Source organism: Microbacterium sp. 1154, assembly GCF_031455375.1.
GTDB lineage: Bacteria > Actinomycetota > Actinomycetes > Actinomycetales > Microbacteriaceae > Microbacterium.
On sequence record NZ_JAVDSN010000009.1, the window covers coordinates 41,105 to 58,236 of the forward strand.

General features: G+C 70.9%; 17 protein-coding genes. 10 read left to right on the top strand and 7 right to left on the bottom strand.

Translation table 11 applies throughout. The annotated features are described in order from the left end of the window. The first annotated feature begins 2 nt into the window (after positions 1-2). The 6 genes from J2X55_RS16990 to J2X55_RS17015 all read left to right on the top strand — a co-directional run bounded on the left by J2X55_RS16990 (position 3) and on the right by J2X55_RS17015 (position 5,457). On the top strand, positions 3-890 hold the full coding sequence (locus tag J2X55_RS16990) for a hypothetical protein (protein ID WP_309824867.1): 888 nt from the start codon (positions 3-5) through the stop codon (positions 888-890). Positions 891-1,052: 162 nt separating this feature from the next. After that, complete coding sequence (locus tag J2X55_RS16995) at positions 1,053-2,024, top strand: LacI family DNA-binding transcriptional regulator (protein ID WP_309824906.1); 972 nt, start codon at positions 1,053-1,055, stop codon at positions 2,022-2,024. Between the two features lie 251 nt (positions 2,025-2,275). Continuing rightward, a complete protein-coding gene (locus J2X55_RS17000; RefSeq protein ID WP_147302440.1) occupies positions 2,276-2,920 on the top strand; it encodes a helix-turn-helix domain-containing protein in 645 nt (214 codons plus the stop codon). Positions 2,921-2,939: 19 nt separating this feature from the next. Then, entirely contained in the window at positions 2,940-3,404 is a 465-nt protein-coding gene (locus J2X55_RS17005) for a hypothetical protein (RefSeq protein ID WP_115919856.1), read from the top strand. After that, positions 3,398-4,324, top strand: a complete 927-nt coding sequence (locus J2X55_RS17010; protein WP_309824868.1) for a hypothetical protein — start codon at positions 3,398-3,400, stop codon at positions 4,322-4,324. The genes J2X55_RS17005 and J2X55_RS17010 overlap by 7 nt, the downstream gene beginning before the upstream one ends. Then, positions 4,321-5,457 (top strand): alpha/beta fold hydrolase, encoded by a 1,137-nt coding sequence (locus tag J2X55_RS17015; RefSeq protein WP_309824870.1) that lies wholly within the window; start codon positions 4,321-4,323, stop codon positions 5,455-5,457. Before J2X55_RS17010 ends, J2X55_RS17015 begins: the two co-directional genes overlap by 4 nt. Positions 5,458-5,480: 23 nt before the next feature. Here J2X55_RS17015 and J2X55_RS17020 read toward each other — a convergent pair whose 3' ends face one another. From J2X55_RS17020 to J2X55_RS17040, 5 genes are all read right to left on the bottom strand, one after another. Next, positions 5,481-6,941 (bottom strand): mannitol dehydrogenase family protein, encoded by a 1,461-nt coding sequence (locus J2X55_RS17020; RefSeq protein ID WP_309824872.1) that lies wholly within the window; start codon positions 6,939-6,941, stop codon positions 5,481-5,483. A gap of 153 nt (positions 6,942-7,094) precedes the next feature. After that, complete coding sequence (locus J2X55_RS17025; RefSeq protein ID WP_309824873.1) at positions 7,095-8,084, bottom strand: ABC transporter substrate-binding protein; 990 nt, start codon at positions 8,082-8,084, stop codon at positions 7,095-7,097. Between the two features lie 60 nt (positions 8,085-8,144). Beyond that, positions 8,145-9,230: an ABC transporter permease gene (locus tag J2X55_RS17030; RefSeq protein ID WP_309824874.1), complete on the bottom strand. Its 1,086-nt coding sequence runs from the start codon at positions 9,228-9,230 to the stop codon at positions 8,145-8,147. After that, on the bottom strand, positions 9,227-10,003 hold the full coding sequence (locus J2X55_RS17035; RefSeq protein WP_103205786.1) for an ATP-binding cassette domain-containing protein: 777 nt from the start codon (positions 10,001-10,003) through the stop codon (positions 9,227-9,229). Before J2X55_RS17035 ends, J2X55_RS17030 begins: the two co-directional genes overlap by 4 nt. Then, on the bottom strand, positions 10,000-10,689 hold the full coding sequence (locus J2X55_RS17040) for a nucleoside/nucleotide kinase family protein (protein ID WP_309824878.1): 690 nt from the start codon (positions 10,687-10,689) through the stop codon (positions 10,000-10,002). Before J2X55_RS17040 ends, J2X55_RS17035 begins: the two co-directional genes overlap by 4 nt. 236 nt (positions 10,690-10,925) lie before the next feature. Between J2X55_RS17040 and J2X55_RS17045 the strand changes: the two genes are divergently transcribed. Continuing rightward, complete coding sequence (locus tag J2X55_RS17045) at positions 10,926-11,654, top strand: SDR family oxidoreductase (RefSeq protein ID WP_309824881.1); 729 nt, start codon at positions 10,926-10,928, stop codon at positions 11,652-11,654. 72 nt (positions 11,655-11,726) lie between these two features. On the opposite strand, the gene J2X55_RS17050 is transcribed toward J2X55_RS17045, so the two are convergent. Then, entirely contained in the window at positions 11,727-12,974 is a 1,248-nt protein-coding gene (locus tag J2X55_RS17050) for a D-arabinono-1,4-lactone oxidase (RefSeq protein ID WP_309824883.1), read from the bottom strand. A gap of 63 nt (positions 12,975-13,037) precedes the next feature. Then, complete coding sequence (locus J2X55_RS17055) at positions 13,038-14,198, bottom strand: ROK family transcriptional regulator (protein WP_115919840.1); 1,161 nt, start codon at positions 14,196-14,198, stop codon at positions 13,038-13,040. A gap of 196 nt (positions 14,199-14,394) precedes the next feature. Here J2X55_RS17055 and J2X55_RS17060 point away from each other — a divergent pair, with 196 nt between their 5' ends. The 3 genes from J2X55_RS17060 to xylA all read left to right on the top strand — a co-directional run bounded on the left by J2X55_RS17060 (position 14,395) and on the right by xylA (position 17,094). After that, positions 14,395-14,880 carry a glutathione peroxidase gene (locus J2X55_RS17060; RefSeq protein WP_115919838.1) on the top strand — a complete coding sequence of 162 codons (486 nt, stop codon included), beginning with the start codon at positions 14,395-14,397 and terminating at the stop codon, positions 14,878-14,880. 28 nt (positions 14,881-14,908) lie between these two features. Next, complete coding sequence (locus J2X55_RS17065) at positions 14,909-15,805, top strand: alpha/beta fold hydrolase (protein WP_309824887.1); 897 nt, start codon at positions 14,909-14,911, stop codon at positions 15,803-15,805. Positions 15,806-15,906: 101 nt separating this feature from the next. Then, positions 15,907-17,094 carry a xylose isomerase gene (gene xylA, locus J2X55_RS17070; protein ID WP_309824888.1) on the top strand — a complete coding sequence of 396 codons (1,188 nt, stop codon included), beginning with the start codon at positions 15,907-15,909 and terminating at the stop codon, positions 17,092-17,094. The last annotated feature ends 38 nt before the right edge of the window (positions 17,095-17,132 follow it).

Below are 17,132 nucleotides of genomic sequence, written 5' to 3' on the forward strand. Positions count from 1 at the left end.
TCATGAACGAACTCACCACGCTCGAGCGCCGTGCGCTCCAGTCGATCAGCACCCCCGACGGCCACATGCTCATCGTCGCCGCCGACCAGCGGAACGGCATGAAAGCAGCCATCAAGGACGCCCCGAACGGCTCCGACGCCATCTCGCGCGAGGAGCTCGCCGAGGTGAAGGCCGACCTCGTGCGCCACCTCGCCAACCACGCTCCCGCGATCCTGCTCGACCCCGAGGTCGCGCTTCCCCAGATCGTCGACGACGGGGTGCTCGACCGTGAGACCGGCCTCGTCGTGGGCCTCGACGCCTCGGGGTTCGAGACCGTCGACGGTCTGAAGTACACGCGCTTCGTGCCGGGGGTGACGCCCCGCACCGTCCGCGAGATGGGCGGCACCGTGGCGAAGATGCTCTACTACACCCGCCCCGACAAGCAGGATGCCGACTCCCGCGTCGCCCAGGAGATCCGCGACCTCGTCCAGGCGTGCGAAGACGAGGGTCTGCTGCTCATCGTCGAGCTGCTGACCTACCCGCTCGAGGGTGAGAGCGACGACGAGTACCGGGCCCGCTTCGCCGACCTCGTCATCGACGGCGCCGCGCTCGCCGTGGCGTGCGGAGCGAAGATCCTCAAGCTGCAGTACCCCGGCTCGGCCGAGGCGAGCGCGCGCGTGACCGAGGCCGCCCAGGGTGTGCCGTGGGCCGTGCTGTCGGCCGGCGTCGACCACGAGACCTTCATCGAGCAGGTGCGCACGGCCGTCGCGAACGGCGCTTCGGGTGCGATGGCCGGCCGGTCGCTGTGGAAGGACAGCCTGTCGATCGACGCGGGCCGCCGTGAAGAGCTGCTCTCAGGACGCGCCCTGCCCCGCCTGCGCGAGCTCGCCGACGCCGTCGACGGACGCTGAGATGACCCCGCCCGCCCGGGACGGGGCGAGCTCGCCGCGGGTGCCCGCGGCGGAGCCTCGCCACGGCTGCGGGCGGGCGGGGTCGTCCCGTCGCCGGATAGGGTGGCCTGTCGGAGCCGCCGCCCGTCCGACCCCCTACCCCGGAGGTGCCTCGTGACCACCATGCGCGATGTCGCCCTGCGTGCCGGGGTGAGCACGAAGACCGTCTCGCGCGTCTTCAACGACGACCCGCACGTCCTGCCCGACACCCGCGCCCTCGTCGAGGCCGCGATGCGCGAGCTCAACTATGTGCCGAATGCTCTGGCGACCACGTTCCGCGCGGGCCGCGCCTCGGTCATCGGGGTGGCCGTTCCCGATGTGGTCGACCCGTTCTTCGCCGCGATCGCGCGCTCCGTCGAAGACGCGGCCCGACGCCGCGGGCTCTCGACCCTCGTGACCAGCCTCGGCGAACACCCCGCCGACGAGCGTCCCGCCCTGGAGTCGCTGCTGGGCCGCCAGCTCACGGGTCTCGTGATCGCCCCGGTCGGCACCGACCACTCGTGGCTCGAGCGGTGGCGCGGCCATACCCCGATCGTCTTCGTCGACCGTGCGCCCGTGGGGCTCCTCACCGACACCTTCACCGAGAACGACGAGGCCGGTGCCCATCTCGCGACGTCCCACCTGCTCTCGCACGGGCACCGCCGCATCGCCTACGTCGGCGACATGGTCCACCTCTCGACCGAGACCAAGCGCGTCGAGGGCTGGCGCCGGGCGCTGCGTGAGGCGGGGATCGATGTCGACGAGCAGCTGATCGCCTCGCAGGTGTCGGATCGCGAGTCCGCGGCATCCGCCCTCGAACGCCTGCGGGCCCTCTTCGACCCGCCGACCGCCGTGTTCTCGGCCAACGCCCGTTCGTCGATGGCCCTCGCGCACGTGCTGCGCGGGCAGGCGATGCCGTTCGTCGGCTTCGGCGACTTCCCGATGGCCGACACCCTGACCCCCTCGGTCACGGTGGTCGACCAGGACCCCCGCCGCATCGGGGCGCTCGCCGCCGAACGGGTGTTCGCGCGCCTCGAGCCCGACGCCGGTCTCGGTCTCGACGAGGTGACCGTGATCGACGTGTCGCTCGTCGAGAGGGAGTCCTGCGGCCTCTGAGGCGTTCGACCCGGGGTGCGCGGCAGTTCCCCCGTGCGGGGAGCGAGCGGGCGCGGCACCCCCCAATGGTGCCGCGCCCGCCGCCGACGGATCGGGAAGCCTCTCCCGATCGCTCACGCGCGGGGGCTTCCCCCACGGACACCCCGCGCGCGGTCGTCATCCATACAAGCACAGCCCTTCGTAAATAGCACCCGATGGGGGATCGTAAATACGGTCATCTGGCTTCGGCTGGAGCCGTCTACCATCGAGATATGGGTCGCGGCGCCGTCGGACCACCCTCGCGGTACTCCCGCCGAGTGGTGGCGAATGTGGACCGCCTGCGTCGGGCGAAAGGCCTGACCGTGGGCGAGCTGATCAGTCGTGCCGGAATGACGAAGAGCTACTACCAGTCGCGCGCCGGCTTCTCGCTGCCGTACAACACCAACGACATCGAGGCGCTCGCCGCCGCCCTCGGGGTGTCTCCCGAAGAGCTCGCGAACCCCGAATCCGCTCCGCGGGTCGAGATGCGCGTTCCCTCGGCCCCGCTCGCCGCCCGAGTGCGGCGGCTCATCGACAGTCAGGCGGCCCGCGAGAGCGACCTCCTGGCTCATCTCGACGCGGTCGACCCGGCGGTCGCCGAGAGCGCCCGGGCCCTGCTGGCAGCGGACACCAACACGGTCGTGCTCGACGAAGAGGTCCTGCGCCTGATCACCCAGTGGGCCGACGTCCCCACCGAGTACCTCACCGACTACACCGACGACGCGGTGACCGACCGCACCGACGCCGAGCTCGAGCTGCGTGATGCGATGCGCGAAGCGGGAGCCAGCAGCATCCAATTCCGCGCCCTGGGCGAGATGTCGCCCGACGCCCTGCGCGCGATCGCCCACTCGCTGCGAGGCAGGCCGCCCGCGACATGATCGACCGTGAGGGGGGACGGTGGTGACGGAGGCGGACGAGGTCCTCGTCCGCGTGCGCGAGCGCGCGGACCGTGCGTTCGAACGCGCCGACCTGACCCCGGGGATGACCTTCGACCAGGTCGTCCACGCGGTCGAGCGTGCGCTGAAGATCCGCCTGCGTGTCGTGCGCGAGGCCGACACCAGCGGGTGGGGAACGCTGACGGGGTTCCTCACCTTCTTCGCCGATCGGCGCGAGGGCAGCATCCACGTCCGGGCCGCGGATGCCGCGATCTACAGCCAGTTCGCCGCCTCCCACGAACTGGGGCACCTTCTCGACGACGCGCACTGCTCCGGAGCCCTGCACGAGCGCTCCTCCGTCTCACCGCACGACAACCCGCAGCTGAGCACGCCGGAGTACGAGGCGGAGCTCGTGGCCGAGCACGTCGCGCACCGGATCGCGCGCCTGCTGTACACCTCGCCGAGGGTGGCCGAGTCGTCGTGGTGACCGTGATCCTGATCGACGCAGCGCTGGTCGGCCTGCTGCTCGTCGTCGTGCTCCGCGCCCGGGTCGCCTGGCACCAGCCTCGGGCGCGCATCGCGTGGCTCGCGGCCCTCGTCGGCTCGATCGCCCTGCTCACCCAGGGCACGGTGATCCCGCTGGAGATGCTCGACGGCCTTCTGGGCGGGACGAACATCCTCAAGCTCGTGCAGAACGTGCTGACGATGGTCGCGCTGTGGCTCGGCATCCAAGCCGGGACCGCTCCGGTGACCGCGCGCATCCGCTCGCTGCGCTGGTGGTTCCCCGGGTTCCTCGCGGCCGTCTTCGCCGTCGTCTTCTTCGTCGCCATGCCCGAGCGCGGGACGTCGTCGTTCCACTTCCTCGAAGACCTCGCGGCGACCTCGACCGGGGCGTGGGCGTACGGAGTGCTGCACATGGCGGGCATCGCCCTCGTGGGCCTGCTGCTGTTCCGCTCGGCCCGCGGGTCGTTGCCGGGCACGCGCCTGTTCTTCCGTGTCGGCGCCGTGGGCATCGTGCTCGGGTGCCTCAGCGAGATCCTCGATCTCACGCTGTCGCGCTTCTTCGTCTCCGATGCGCTGGTGAGTGCGCTGTTCGACCCCCTCTTCTACCTCGGAGTCGTCTCGTTCGTCGTCGGCATCTTCGTGGCATCCCGCACCACGACGAAGATCCGTCGGCGCGGCGAAGAACTGCTCGCCCGACTCGAGCCGGTCGCGCGCGATCGCGGTGCGGACTCGTTCCCGGGGCTTCCCGCGGATGCCGCGGCCGACACGCGCCTGCACGCCCTGCGCGTCGCCGTCGAAGACGACGCGATCGCCACCTCGACCCCGCTCACACCCGCGCAGCGCGCGCTGCTCGACGACATCGATGCGCACCTGACCCGCCGAACCACGGGAGCCTCCTCATGATCCGATCCCTCACCGTCGGCACCGGCGTCGCCGCCGCGACCGTGGCCGTCGCGCACACCGCCCTCGCCGGCTACGTCGCCCGTCGCCTCATCGCGCCCAAGGCGCCGAAGGTCTACGCCCCCATCACGGTCGCTGGCGACACGGTCACCGTGCCCGCGACGGTGGAGAGCCGGGAGCCGGGAACCTACGGCCTGTGGCTCGACGACGGCCGGCACGTGGTCGTGGGCGAGCCGCTGCGCATCGAGAAGGACCGTGTCGTGCGCGAACTCGCGTCGCGCCCGGACGGACTCGAGGACGGGGATGCCGTAGCGACCTGGACCTCGCAGAGCATCGGCGAACCCGAAGAAGTCGGGCCCACCCGACACGTCTCGGTGCCCCTTCGACGCGGCGGTGTCGCCGAGGCCTGGGAGATCGGCGACCGCGAGAGCGCCGACGGACGGTGGACGATCCACGTGCACGGCCTGCGCTCGAGCCGCAACGGTGCCCTGCGCTCGACCCCGGCGACCACGGATGCGGGCTGGATGTCGCTCGTCGTCTCGTACGCCGGAGACGAGGAGTGCGCGCCCGCGGACTCCCTTCCCTCGACTCTCGGCACGCGCGAGTGGCGCGACGTCGACGACGCGATCTCGTACGCGATCGAGCAGGGGGCGCGCGAGATCGTGCTGGTCGCGTGGTCGATGGGCGGGACGATCGCGATGCTCGCCCTCGAGCAGTCGGCGCACCGCGACCGGGTCGCGGCCCTGGTGCTGGTGGCCCCCGCCCTCGACTGGACGCGCGTCGTCGAGAACGCCGTTGCGGGCGCTCGTCTTCCGCGCTCGGTCGCCGGGGCGTCGATGCGCATCCTCGGCAGCCGCCTCGGCTCGCGCGCTCTGGGACTCATCGAGGCGGTGGACGCGCCGGCGCTCAACTGGGTCGACGGCCCGCGGCCCGCACCCCGGGTGCCCACGCTGATCGTGCACAGCCTGCGCGACCCGGTGGTGCCGGTGAGCGGATCGCTCGCGTACGTGAAACGGCATCCGGATGCCGAGCTCGTCGCGTTCGATGCGACCGGTCACTGCAACGAGGCGAACCAGGACCCGGCACGGTTCCACGACGCGATCAGCGGGTTCTTGCGGAGCCTCCCGCGCGCCTGACGCGGGCGACTCGCGCGCGGTGATCAGGCCGTGAGCGCTGCGATCGCTCCGCGGGCTCCCCGCTCGGCGAGCGACGCCCGGGCCGACAGGTACGCGTCGCGCAGGCGCGCGTTCTGCCCCAGGTCGCCGAAGACGGGCGCGTAGTCGAGCAGGGCGGCGGGGTCGTCCGCCACGATGGCACGCAGGTCGTCGAGACGACTGTCGACGGCGGGGGTCTGCTCGCCGGTCTCGGTGCGGCCCTCGAGGAAGACGCTCCAGCCCGCGAGCACGAGAGCTGCGTGATCGATGCGCCCGCCCGCGGCGAGCTGCTCGCGCACGACGGGGAGCAGGAACTTCGGCAGGCGGTCGGAGCCGTCGACGACCTGGCGCGCGAGGGTGTCGCGGATCGCCTCGCTGCCGAAGCGGGCGATGAGCTGGTCGCAGTACGCGTCGAGGTCGATGCCGGGCACGGGCCGGAGCGTGGGAATCGCCTCCTCGTGCATGTACCCCTGCAGGAAGCCGACGAAGAGCGGGTCGGAGCAGACCTCATGCACTTCGTGCGCGCCCGAGAGGATGCCGAGGTAGCTCATCGCCTGGTGCGACGCGTTGAGCAGCCGCAGCTTCATCAGCTCGTAGGGCTCGACGTCGTCGACCAGCTGCACGCCGACCTCGTCGAACGGCGGCCGGCCGGCCGGGAACGTGTCCTCGAGCACCCACTGCTCGAACGACTCGCTGCGCACGGGCCACCGGTCCCGGATGCCGAACTCCTGGGCGACCGCGGCGCGCGTCTCGTCGGTGGTGACCGGGGTGATCCGATCGACCATCGAGTTCGGGAACGAGACGTTCCGCGCGATCCACTCGCCGAGGGTCGGGTCGAGGCGCTGGGCGAATCCGACGAGCGCGGCGCGGGCGACGTGCCCGTTGCCCTGGATGTTGTCGCACGACATGACCGTGAACGCCGGGGCGCCGGCATCCCGCCGCCGTCGAAGACCCTCGGTGAGCAGCCCCATGACGCTGCGCGGCGAGGCGGAGCCGTCGAGGTCGGCGAGGGTCGCCTCATCGCGCGGGGCGTAGTCGCCGGTGGCGTCGTCGATGCCGTAGCCGCCCTCGGTGATGGTCAGCGAGACGATCGCGGTGTCGGGGTCGGCGAGCTTGGCGACGACGGCCTCGGGGTCGTCGGGGACGAAGCGGTAGTCGACGATCGAGCCGACCACGCGCGCGGCGGAGGTGCCGTCGGGGGCGATGGTGACGAGCGTGTAGAGGTCGTCCTGGGCGGCGAGGACGTCGCGCATCGCGGCGTCGGACGGGAGGACGCCGACCCCGCACAGACCCCACTCGCTGTGACCGGCCTCGAGCAGACGGTCGAGGTACATCGCCTCGTGCGCCCTGTGGAACCCGCCGACCCCGAAGTGCACGATGCGCGAGCGGACGGCTGCGCGGTCGTACGTCGGCACGGACACGTCGGCCGCGAGGGCGGGCAGGGCGGCGGCGGTGAGATCGGTCATGCGGGGCTTTCGTGATTCGTGTGCGCGAGTGGCCAGGCTCTGTCGCTGGGAGGGAGGTCCGAGGCGACAGATCCCGGCGACTCGCGCGCGGAGAAGAAGGGGGTGGATGCCGGGACCCCCGCGCGGACGCGAGGGCCCCGGCATCCGGGTGGCTCAGCAGGAGGACTTGTAGACCGCGTCCTTGCCGTCGGTGGTGATGTTGTCCTTCGTGAGGATGGTGAAGCCGGTCTGGATCTTCTCCTCCGTGGCCTCGCCCTTCAGCGCGGCGATGGCCTGCTTCACGCCGTCCTCACCGATGGTGGCGGGCTCCTGCGCGACGAGGGCCTGGACGGTGCCGGCTTCGAGGGCCTTGACCTGGGCGGGGCCGGCGTCGAAGCCGACGATGGTGACCTGACCCTGCTTGCCGGCCTGCTGCACACCGGTGGCGGAGCCCTCGGCGGCGAACAGGTTGGCGGCGAAGATGCCGACGATGTCGGGGTCCTTCTGCAGCGCCGCCGTCACGATCTCGGCGGCGGTGGAGGGCTCGTTGTGCGAGTACTGCACGCCCACCGACTCGAACTTCGAGTCCTTCTTCACCGCGTCCTCGAAGCCCTGGGCGCGTGCGTCGGTGGTGGAGACACCCGGGTCGGTCGAGACGACCAGGACCTTGCCGCCGTTGGGGTTCGCCTTCTGGATGGCCTCGAAAGCCGCCGCTCCGCCGCCCTGGTTGTCGGAGGAGATCTGCGACACGGCTCCCGAGGGGTCTTCGAGGGTGGTGTCGACGAGGACGACCTTGATGCCCGCAGCCTCGGCCGCGGCGATCGGCGCCTGCATGGCAGAGACGTCGGTGGGGGCGATGAGGAGGGCGTCGGGCTTGGAGGCGACGACGGCGTCGACGATCGGCTTCTGGAGGGTGGGGTCGAACTTCTCGGGGCCCTGGGTGGTGACGGTGGCGCCTTCTTTCTCGGCTTCGGACTGGATGCCGCACTGCATGGAGATGTAGAACTCGTCTCCGGCGACGCCCTGCACGAACGCGATCTTGTAGCCGCCGTCGGCACCGCCGGACGCACCGCCCGACGCCGAGCCGCCCGAGCAGCCCGCGAGGGTCAGGGTCGCCGCCACACCGAAGACCGTCAGGGCGGTCGCCTTGTTGTTCCACTTCATTGTGTTCACCGTTCTTTGTTCGGGTTGGTAAGGGGTTGGGGAAAGGGATGCCGCTGCGGCTCAGCCGCGCCGGCCTCCGCTGAGGAACTTGCGCCAGAGGCCCTGGGAATTGCCGCGGGTCGCCGCCGTCCGGCGGACCTGGTCGACGTAGACCGCCGCGATCAGCACGGCGCCCACCGCGACCTGCTGCCAGAAGGGCTGCACGCCGGTGATGACGAACCCGTTCTGCAGCACCGCGGGGATGAAGAGGCCGACGACCGTGCCCATGATCGTGCCGACGCCGCCGAAGAGCGACGTTCCGCCGATCACGACGGCGGCGATCACATTCAGGTTCGTCTGCGACTGGCCCGCGATCGCGGTCGTCGAGAACTGCGAGAGCGACAGGATGCCGCCGAGCCCGGCCAGGGCGCCCGAGATCGTGTAGATCTTGATCAGCTGCGCGTCGACCTTCACGCCGACCCGGCGGGCGGCGATCTCGCTCGAGCCGACGGCCAGCGTGTACAGGCCGAAGCGCGTGAAGTGCAGCACGACCGCGCCGATCAGAACGACGACGAGGGCGATGACGCTGATGATCGGGACGGAGCCGAAGACGTTGCCGTAGCCGATCGAGACGGTGAGGACCGTGGGCACGTCGCGGATGTCGACGCCGCCGGTGAGGATCTGCGCGAGACCGAGGGCCATGCCGAGCGAACCCAGGGTCACGATGAGCGGCGGGATCTTCGCCTTCGCGATGAGGAAGCCGTTGAACAGGCCCCAGCACACGCCGCTGAGGACGGCGACGACGATTCCGACGGTCGCGACGCCCCAGCCCTCTCCGCCCATCGCCCGCATGGCGAGCGCCGAGACGACGCCGGAGAACACCAGCACCGACCCCACCGAGAGGTCGATGCCCGCGGTGATGATGACGTAGGTCATGCCCACCGCGAGGACGGCGAGGATCGAGGCGTTCTGGATGATGAGTCGGAAGTTCGACCACTGCGCGAACGAGTCGGGGGCGATGATGCTGAACACGATGATGATCGCCAACAGCACCAGGAGGATCTGGAACGCCTGGGTGCGCAGGGCCGCGACGACGGGATTTGTCTTCTTGTTGTCGTCGAACGTGCCGATCGCGACGGTCTCGGTGGGGGGAGTCTTGAGGCTCACTTCTGGTCGTCCTTCGTGACGGCGCCGGTCATGAGCCCGACGAGTTCTTCCATGGAGGTGTTCTTGGCGTCGACGTTGGCGACGCGGGTACCTAGGCGCAGCACCTGGATGCGGTCCGAGACGTCGATGACGTGCGGCATCGAGTGCGAGATGAAGACGACGGCGATGCCCTTGTCGCGCACGCGTCGGATGGTCTCGAGGACGTTCTTGGTCTGCCGCACACCGAGAGCGGCGGTCGGCTCGTCGAGGAACACCACGCGAGACGCCCAGTGCACCGCGCGGGCGATCGCGATCGCCTGACGCTGACCGCCCGACATCTCTCCGACGGGCGAGGTGAGGGAACGCACCGTGGCGCCCAGCTCGTCGAATGCCGCGCGGGAGGCCTTCGCCATGTCCTTGGTCTTCATGAAGCCCAGGGCCCCCGCCACGCCGGGGCGGCGGATCTCGCGGCCGAGGTACATGTTCTGCACGGGGTCGAGGTGGGGTGCGAGCGCGAGGTCCTGGTACACCGTTTCGATGCCGAGGCTCGAGGCGATCTGCGGGTTCGACATGTCGATCGGCTTGCCGTCGAAGAGGATCTCGCCCTCGTCGACCGCCAGGTTGCCCGACAGGGCCTTCACCAGGGTCGATTTGCCGGCGCCGTTGTCGCCGATGAGGGCGGTGACCTCGCCCGGGTAGACCTCGAAGTCCACGTTGTTGAGGGCGCGGACGGATCCGAACTGACGCGACAGGCCGCGCGCCTGCAGCACGGGCACGGTCGTGGTGGTGCTCATGAGGAAGCTCCTTCGTGGGGACCGACGGGGGCATCGGAGACGGTGACGATCAGACCGGCGCGGTGGCGTCCGCGTTCGACGACGAGCGCGTTGCGCTCGTCGACCTCGCGAACCCAGGCGACGGCCTCGTCGTGGGGGTGGTCGTGGGACAGGCGGCGGGCGATGAGTCGCTCGCGGCGGGCGTGCGCCTCGATGTCGAGGAACCAGACCTCGTCGAGGCGCGAGGCCACGGCATCCCACCCGAACTCGTCGTGCAGGAGGTAGTTGCCCTCGGTGATGACGAGCGGGACGTCGGCGGGGACGAGGATCGCCGAGCCGATCGACTCCTCCAGCCCGCGGTCGAACCGCGGGGCGTAGACCGTGTGACCGGCCCGGATGCGATCGAGCAGCGCCACGTAGCCGTCGACGTCGAAGGTGTCGGGGGCTCCCTTGCGGTCGCGGCGGCCGAGGCGGAGGAGCTCCTCGTTCGCGAGGTGGAAGCCGTCCATGCCGACGAGGACGGCGTCGTCGCCCAGGGCGGCGAGCAGAGCGTCGCTGACGGTGGACTTGCCCGCGCCGGGGGTTCCGCACAGCCCGAGCACACGACGCTCGCCGGTCGCGACCAGCCGCCGCGCACGCTCGACGAGGTCGGCGAGGTGCACGGTCGCGGCGGTGGTCGGCGCGGCGTTCTCCGAGGTGGGGGTCACGGCGGTGTGGTCCTTCCGGGGACGCCGCACGTCGGGTGTGCTGCGTCGATGAAGCGGTTCCGGCGAGCGAGTCGCCGGTCGAACTCCGGTTACGGTAAGCCCACCGTGACACCGGTGTCAACACCCGTGATCAATTCGTCATGACATCGAAGTCATCCGCGTGATTCTGTGGTTATCATGGGCCGCGACGACACCGACGTCGTCCCCGCCGTCAGGACCTTCGAAAGAGCCCTCCCATGACCGAATTCAGCGACCGCACCATCCTCGTCACCGGAGCCGGGGGAGGCATCGGCGGAACGACCGTCCGCCACCTCGTCGCCGCCGGAGCGACCGTCCTCGCCGCCGGTCGCGACGCCGACAGCGTCGCCGTGATCTCAGCCGAGACCGGGGCCGAGCCCGTGGTCTTCGATCTCGAATCGGAAGAGCAGATCCGCAGCGCGATCGAGGGCCGCGACCTCTACGGCGTCGTCAACTGCGGCGGATGGGGCGGTGAGATCGCGACCCCGATGGACACCGACATCGACGTCTTCGACAAGGTCATGAGCATCAACGCCCGAGGTTCGCTGCTGGTCACCAAGTACGCCTCGCGCGAGATGATCCGCGTCGGCAAGGGCGGCGCGATCGTCAACGTGTCGAGCCAGGCGAGCCTCGTCGCCCTCACCGGCCACATCTCGTACGGCTCGTCGAAGGCGGCACTCGACAACATCACGCGCGTGTCGGCCCTCGAGCTCGGGGGCTACGGCATCCGCGTGAACAGCGTGAACCCCACGGTCGTGATGACGCCGATGTCGGCCTGGTACTGGGGCCGCCCCGACATCGAGGGCCCCTTCCTCGAGGCCATGCCGCTGCACAAGTGGGCGACCGAAGACGACATCGCCGCCCCCATCGTCTTCCTGCTCAGCGACGGCGCCGGCATGATCTCGGGCGTCTCGCTCCCCATCGACGGCGGCTACTCCAGCCGCTGATCCCGGATGCCGCGGAGGCGGCGCCGCGGTGGGCGGCGTCGCTTTCGCGGTTCGGTGCGGGGGCCCTCCCGGCTACAGACCCAGGGTCCGCCGCAGGTAGTCGTTGCGGAAGACTCCGCGCGGGTCGATCTCGCGAGACACGGCGGCGAAGTCGCTCGAGCGGGGGAGGGTCGACAGGATCCGTTCGCCGGGCATCGTGAACGCCTTGCCCCAGTGCGGGCGGGCGTCGAAGGGCGCGAGGGCCTGCTCGATCGCGGGAAGCACCGCGAGAACACCGTCGGTGTCGTTGCGCCACGTGAAGTGGATGACCATGACGTCGCGCTGATACGCCGGGCTCAGCCACAGGTCGTCGGCTGCGACCGTGCGCAGCTCGGTCACGAGCAGCTGGTCGTCGAACGTCGAGGAGAGGGCGCGGACGGCGGCGAGAGCCTCGCGCGCCGAGGCGAGCGGAACGAAGTACTCGCTCTGGATCTCGTCGCCGTCGCTCGGCAGGGCGTCGGCCCGGAAGTGCGGCAGACGCGTGTGCCAGGGGCCGGGCGTACCGCGCGGGGTGGTGTTGTCGACCGTGCGGATGCGGCCGAGGTGGATGTCGTCGCCGACGGCTCGACCGCCGAGCTCCTCGACCCAGGACGGGGCGCCGTCGTCACTCTTCGCCCAGACCAGGTCGTGCTCGGGATCGCCCCAGGTCGTGAAGACGCTGACGCTGCGAGAGCCGCCGAACACGCCCTCGATGTCGCCGACGATGTCGTCCCACGCGACGCCGGTGTAGGCCTGCTGCGTCACCTGATACGTGGGTTCGGTCTGCAGCTCGACGGCGGTGACGACGCCGAGGGCGCCGAGGCTGAGCGCCGCGGCACCGAACCACTCGTGCGTCTGATCGATGCGGTGCGTGCGGCCGTCGGCATCCATGATCTCGACGGCGCGGAGGGCGCTCGACAGGTTCCCGTTGTGCACGCCCGAGCCGTGGGTGCCGGTGGCGGTGGCGCCCACGACCGAGATGTGGGGGAGCGAGCCGAGGTTGTGCAGCGCGCGCCCCTCGGCCTCGAGCACCGGGGCGAGCTCGGCGAAGGTGACCAGACCCTCGACGCGCACCCGGTCACCGTCGACCCCGATGCGCACCGGCAGCCGCTCGAGCGAGACGAGCGCGGCGTCGGAGTCGGCGATGTCGTTGAACGTGTGGCGGGTCGCCTGCACGCGGAGGGAGCCCGCGGATGCCACGACCTCGGCGAGCTCGTCGAGATCGGCGGGCAGCAGCACCTCGGTGGCGCGGTAGCGGTGGTTGCCCGACCAGGTGGTGCCGGCGTCACGTCGTTGGGTCACGACTCCATCCTGCACCGAGTCGCCGAGATCGGGGCCGGTGTGCCGACGAGTCCGCCGCGGCGCTCAGCGCCCTGGGAACAGCTGCGCCTCGAACACCGCCTCGGCCGCGCCCACGAGCAGGCGGTCCTCGCCCAGCTCGGCGACGGCGAGGCGCAGGCCCTCGGCACAGGCCGGGACGGTCTGGGCGCGCACGGCGGCGTCCAGAGCGTCGAGGTCGCGAGCGGCCAGGACCGCGAGGAACCCGCCCAGTACGATCACCGCCGGGTTCAACACGTTGGCGGCGTTCGCGAGCGCCGTCGCGAGGATGCGCCGCTGCCGGGCGACTTCTGCATGAGCGGCCGGGTCGGTGGTGGATGCCAGGGCGGCGGCCAGGGCCGCATCGTCACCGCCCTCGAGGCCCACGGCCGCGAGCAGGAAGGCGCGGCTGACCTCGTCTTCGAGCACACCGTCGGGCGCGCGCCGGTCGGCGGTGTCGGCGATGCCGGGCCGGTTCTGGCCGAACTCTCCGGCGTACCCGCCGTCGCCTCCGAGCGGGACGCCGCCGACGATCACCGCGCCGCCGATGCCGCTCGCGCCGCCGTTGAGGTAGACGACGTCGTGGGCGCCACGCGCCGCCCCGAAGAGGTACTCGGCGAGGGCGCCGAGGGCCGCGTCGTTGCCGACGTGGGCGCGGAAGCCGGTGGCGTCGGCGAGCATGACGCCGATCCGCGCCTCGATCCAGCCGAGGTGGGGCGCCTCGCGGACGACGCCGTCCGACGCGCGGACCGGCCCGGGGACGGCGGCGCCCACCCCGACGATGCGGGTGTCCGCGAGCGGCCCGCGGTGCCACACCGACAGACGATCGGCGACGAGTTCGGCGACGCGCCTCGGGGTCAGCAGAGCAGTCTGCTCGAGGCGTTCCCGCACGACGACGGTGCCGTCCAGGCTGATCGCGCCGACATCGAGCGCGTCGACCTCGGGGTTGAGCGCGAGGGCGACGACGCGGGGGTCCGGCGCCACGATGGGCGATGGCCGGCCGACCCGGCCCTGGGCGTCGGAGGCGCGCTCGACGACGAGTCCCGCGCGCTGCAATTCGCCCACCAGGTCGGCGATGGTCGAGCGGTTCAGCCCCGTGGCCTCGGTGAGGGCGGCCCGCGAGCGGGGGCCCTCGCGATGCACCGTGCGCAGCACGAGCGCGAGGTTGGCGCGGCGCATGCCGTCGCCCCGGCTGCCCGCGATGACCATGGGACCACTGTGCCACGGGCGAACGCCGGGGTGCGGCTGCACGCCACTCCGGCAGAAACGCGATCTCCGCGCAGAAACGCGGTGTCCCCGCGTTTCCGTGCGCGGATCGCGTTTATGCGCGGAGTGCTTACCGGGATCGGCGGATCGACCGACCCATTCCCACCCCGGGCAAAGCGGACGGTGCCAGGATCGGAGCATGGACCTCTCCGGCATCCCGATCACGACCATCCGCGGCGAGCAGACGACCTTCGGAGCGCTGACCGACGGCAAGGCCGCCCTCGTGGTCAACGTGGCCTCGCGCTGCGGGCTCGCGGGTCAGTACGAAACACTCGAGGCGCTGCACAAGAAGTACGGCGAGCGCGGCTTCACGGTGATCGGCTTTCCCAGCAACCAGTTCCTGCAAGAGCTCAGCGACGAGGACAAGATCGCCGAGTACTGCTCCGCGACCTGGGGGGTGACGTTCCCGATGTCGGAGAAGGTGAAGATCAACGGGCGCAACGCGCACCCGCTCTACAAGGAGCTGACCTCGACTCCCGATGCCGAGGGCAAGACCGGCCGCATCTCGTGGAACTTCGAGAAGTTCGTCGTCGCCCCCGACGGGCGGGTCACGCGCTTCAGCCCCCGCACGCAGCCCGACGACCCCGAGGTCGTCGCCGCAATCGAAGACGCGCTCCCGCGCTGATCGGGATCCGCCCCGCGAAGGAGTGCCCGTGGTAGATGCCGTCGTCCTCGTCTCCGGTGGTGCCGCCGTCACGCCGTACACCGATCCCGAACGTGCCGCGGCGACGGGCCTCGCCGCGGGCAACACGCTGACCGCGCTGCGCGAACACTTCGTCTCCGCGGCCGTCCCGGTCTTCACGGCGCCCGCCCGGATGGGGGTGGGCACGGTCGAACGGGATGCCGGGTGGCAGGGCTTCGATGACGTGCCCCTCGTGCTGCCGGCCGAGGTGACGGTCAACGCGGTCGGCGCGGTCGACGACGCCGGGCGGGCGCTCGCCGGGTTCGTCCGCTGGCTCCGCGCCGAACACCGGATCGGAAGCGTCGACCTCGTCGGGCATTCGATGGGCGGCCTGTTCTCGCGGGCGGCGATCCGCGAGCTCCGGGCCGGCGGGCCGCGGGTGGAAAGGCTCGTGACGCTCGGAACGCCGTGGGACGGGGCGGTCCTCGGTGACGCCGTCGCCGGAGACATCACGACCGCCGACGCCCAGGGCGACCCCGCGACGACGACGATTCTCGAGCAGGCGATGACGTACGCCGCGGTCCACTCCCAAGGCGCGGCCGAGCAGGTGTCGCGCCGGTTCCTGCGGGCGTGGAACCAGACGCAGGCCGGCGTTCTCGACGGCATCCCGGTCACCGCGATCGGCGCGGGGCACTTCGCCGCGGCGACCGAGCCCGCTCAGCTCTGGCCGCACGACGGATTGGTCTCGCTGCGCAGTGGTCGGGCCGAGGACGTCCCGGTGGAGGTGGCTCCCCTCGTCGACCGGCGGTCGTTCCCCGACCTTGTCCACAGCATCTTCTTCGCCGACGCCTTCGGGCTGCCGTGGGAGCGCGCGCTCACCTGGGATCCGGAGGTCTTCGCCGTCGTCGACGCGGCCCTGGGAATCTGACCCGAGGGCTGGACGCCGCGGCATCCGGGATATATGTTGTGAGAACCAACAAACCCGATGTGCGCTCCCGCGCACGCGTGCGTCCATGCGAAGGAGCAGGAATGCCCACCCCCACCCGCGATGACAAGTTCTCGTTCGGACTCTGGACCGTCGGCTACAACGGCACCGATCCCTTCGGCGGCCCGACCCGCCCCGCGCTCGACGTCGTGCATGCTGTCGAGAAGCTCTCCGAGCTCGGCGCCTACGGCCTGACCTTCCACGACGACGACCTGTTCGCCTTCGGCTCCACCGACGCCGAGCGCCAGACGCAGATCGACCGCCTCAAGGGTGCCCTCGCCGACACGGGCGTGATCGTGCCGATGGTCACGACCAACCTCTTCTCGGCCCCCGTCTTCAAGGACGGCGGCTTCACCTCCAATGACCGCCAGGTGCGCCGCTTCGCCCTGCGCAAGGTGCTGCGCAACCTCGACCTCGCCGCCGAGCTGGGCGCGAAGACCTTCGTCATGTGGGGCGGCCGCGAGGGCGCCGAGTACGACTCCGCGAAAGACATCCGCCAGGCGCTCGAGCGCTACCGCGAGGCCGTCAACCTGCTCGGCGACTACGTCACCGACAAGGGCTACGACATCCGCTTCGCGATCGAGCCCAAGCCCAACGAGCCCCGCGGCGACATCCTGCTCCCGACCCTCGGCCACGCGATCGCGTTCATCGACTCTCTCGAGCGTCCCGAGCTGGTGGGCCTGAACCCCGAGGTCGGCCACGAGCAGATGGCGGGTCTGAACTTCGCCGCCGGCATCGCGCAGGCGCTGTACCACGGCAAGCTCTTCCACATCGACCTGAACGGCCAGCGCGGCATCAAGTACGACCAGGACCTGGTGTTCGGCCACGGCGACCTGCACAACGCGTTCGCGCTCGTCGACCTGCTCGAGAACGGTGGCCCCGGCGGCGTCCCCGCTTACGACGGCCCGCGTCACTTCGACTACAAGCCCTCGCGCACCGAGGACGAGACCGGTGTCTGGGACTCGGTCTCGGCGAACATGAACACCTACCTGCTGCTCAAGGAGCGCGCCGCGGCCTTCCGCGCCGATCCCGAGGTGCAGGAGGCCCTCGAGGCGGCGAAGGTGTTCGAGCTGTCGCAGCCGACGCTGGGCGAGGGCGAGACCTACGACGACTTCCTCGCCGACCGCTCCGCCTACGAGGACTTCGACACCGACGCCTACCTCGGCGGCAAGGGCTTCGGCTTCGTGCGACTGCAGCAGCTCGCCACCGAGCACCTTCTCGGCGCGCGCTGAGCCTTTCGGGCCTGGATGCCACGGCATCCAGGCCCGTC

Excerpts from the sequence above, each read along its gene's own strand:
- J2X55_RS16990 (WP_309824867.1), top strand. The coding sequence starts at position 3 with ATGAACGAACTCACCACGCTCGAGCGCCGTGCGCTCCAGTCGATCAGC.
- J2X55_RS16995 (WP_309824906.1), top strand. The coding sequence starts at position 1,053 with ATGCGCGATGTCGCCCTGCGTGCCGGGGTGAGCACGAAGACCGTCTCG.
- J2X55_RS17000 (WP_147302440.1), top strand. The coding sequence starts at position 2,276 with ATGGGTCGCGGCGCCGTCGGACCACCCTCGCGGTACTCCCGCCGAGTG.
- J2X55_RS17015 (WP_309824870.1), top strand. The coding sequence starts at position 4,321 with ATGATCCGATCCCTCACCGTCGGCACCGGCGTCGCCGCCGCGACCGTG.
- J2X55_RS17020 (WP_309824872.1), bottom strand. The coding sequence starts at position 6,941 with ATGACCGATCTCACCGCCGCCGCCCTGCCCGCCCTCGCGGCCGACGTG.
- J2X55_RS17025 (WP_309824873.1), bottom strand. The coding sequence starts at position 8,084 with ATGAAGTGGAACAACAAGGCGACCGCCCTGACGGTCTTCGGTGTGGCG.
- J2X55_RS17035 (WP_103205786.1), bottom strand. The coding sequence starts at position 10,003 with ATGAGCACCACCACGACCGTGCCCGTGCTGCAGGCGCGCGGCCTGTCG.
- J2X55_RS17045 (WP_309824881.1), top strand. The coding sequence starts at position 10,926 with ATGACCGAATTCAGCGACCGCACCATCCTCGTCACCGGAGCCGGGGGA.
- J2X55_RS17055 (WP_115919840.1), bottom strand. The coding sequence starts at position 14,198 with ATGGTCATCGCGGGCAGCCGGGGCGACGGCATGCGCCGCGCCAACCTC.
- J2X55_RS17060 (WP_115919838.1), top strand. The coding sequence starts at position 14,395 with ATGGACCTCTCCGGCATCCCGATCACGACCATCCGCGGCGAGCAGACG.
- xylA (WP_309824888.1), top strand. The coding sequence starts at position 15,907 with ATGCCCACCCCCACCCGCGATGACAAGTTCTCGTTCGGACTCTGGACC.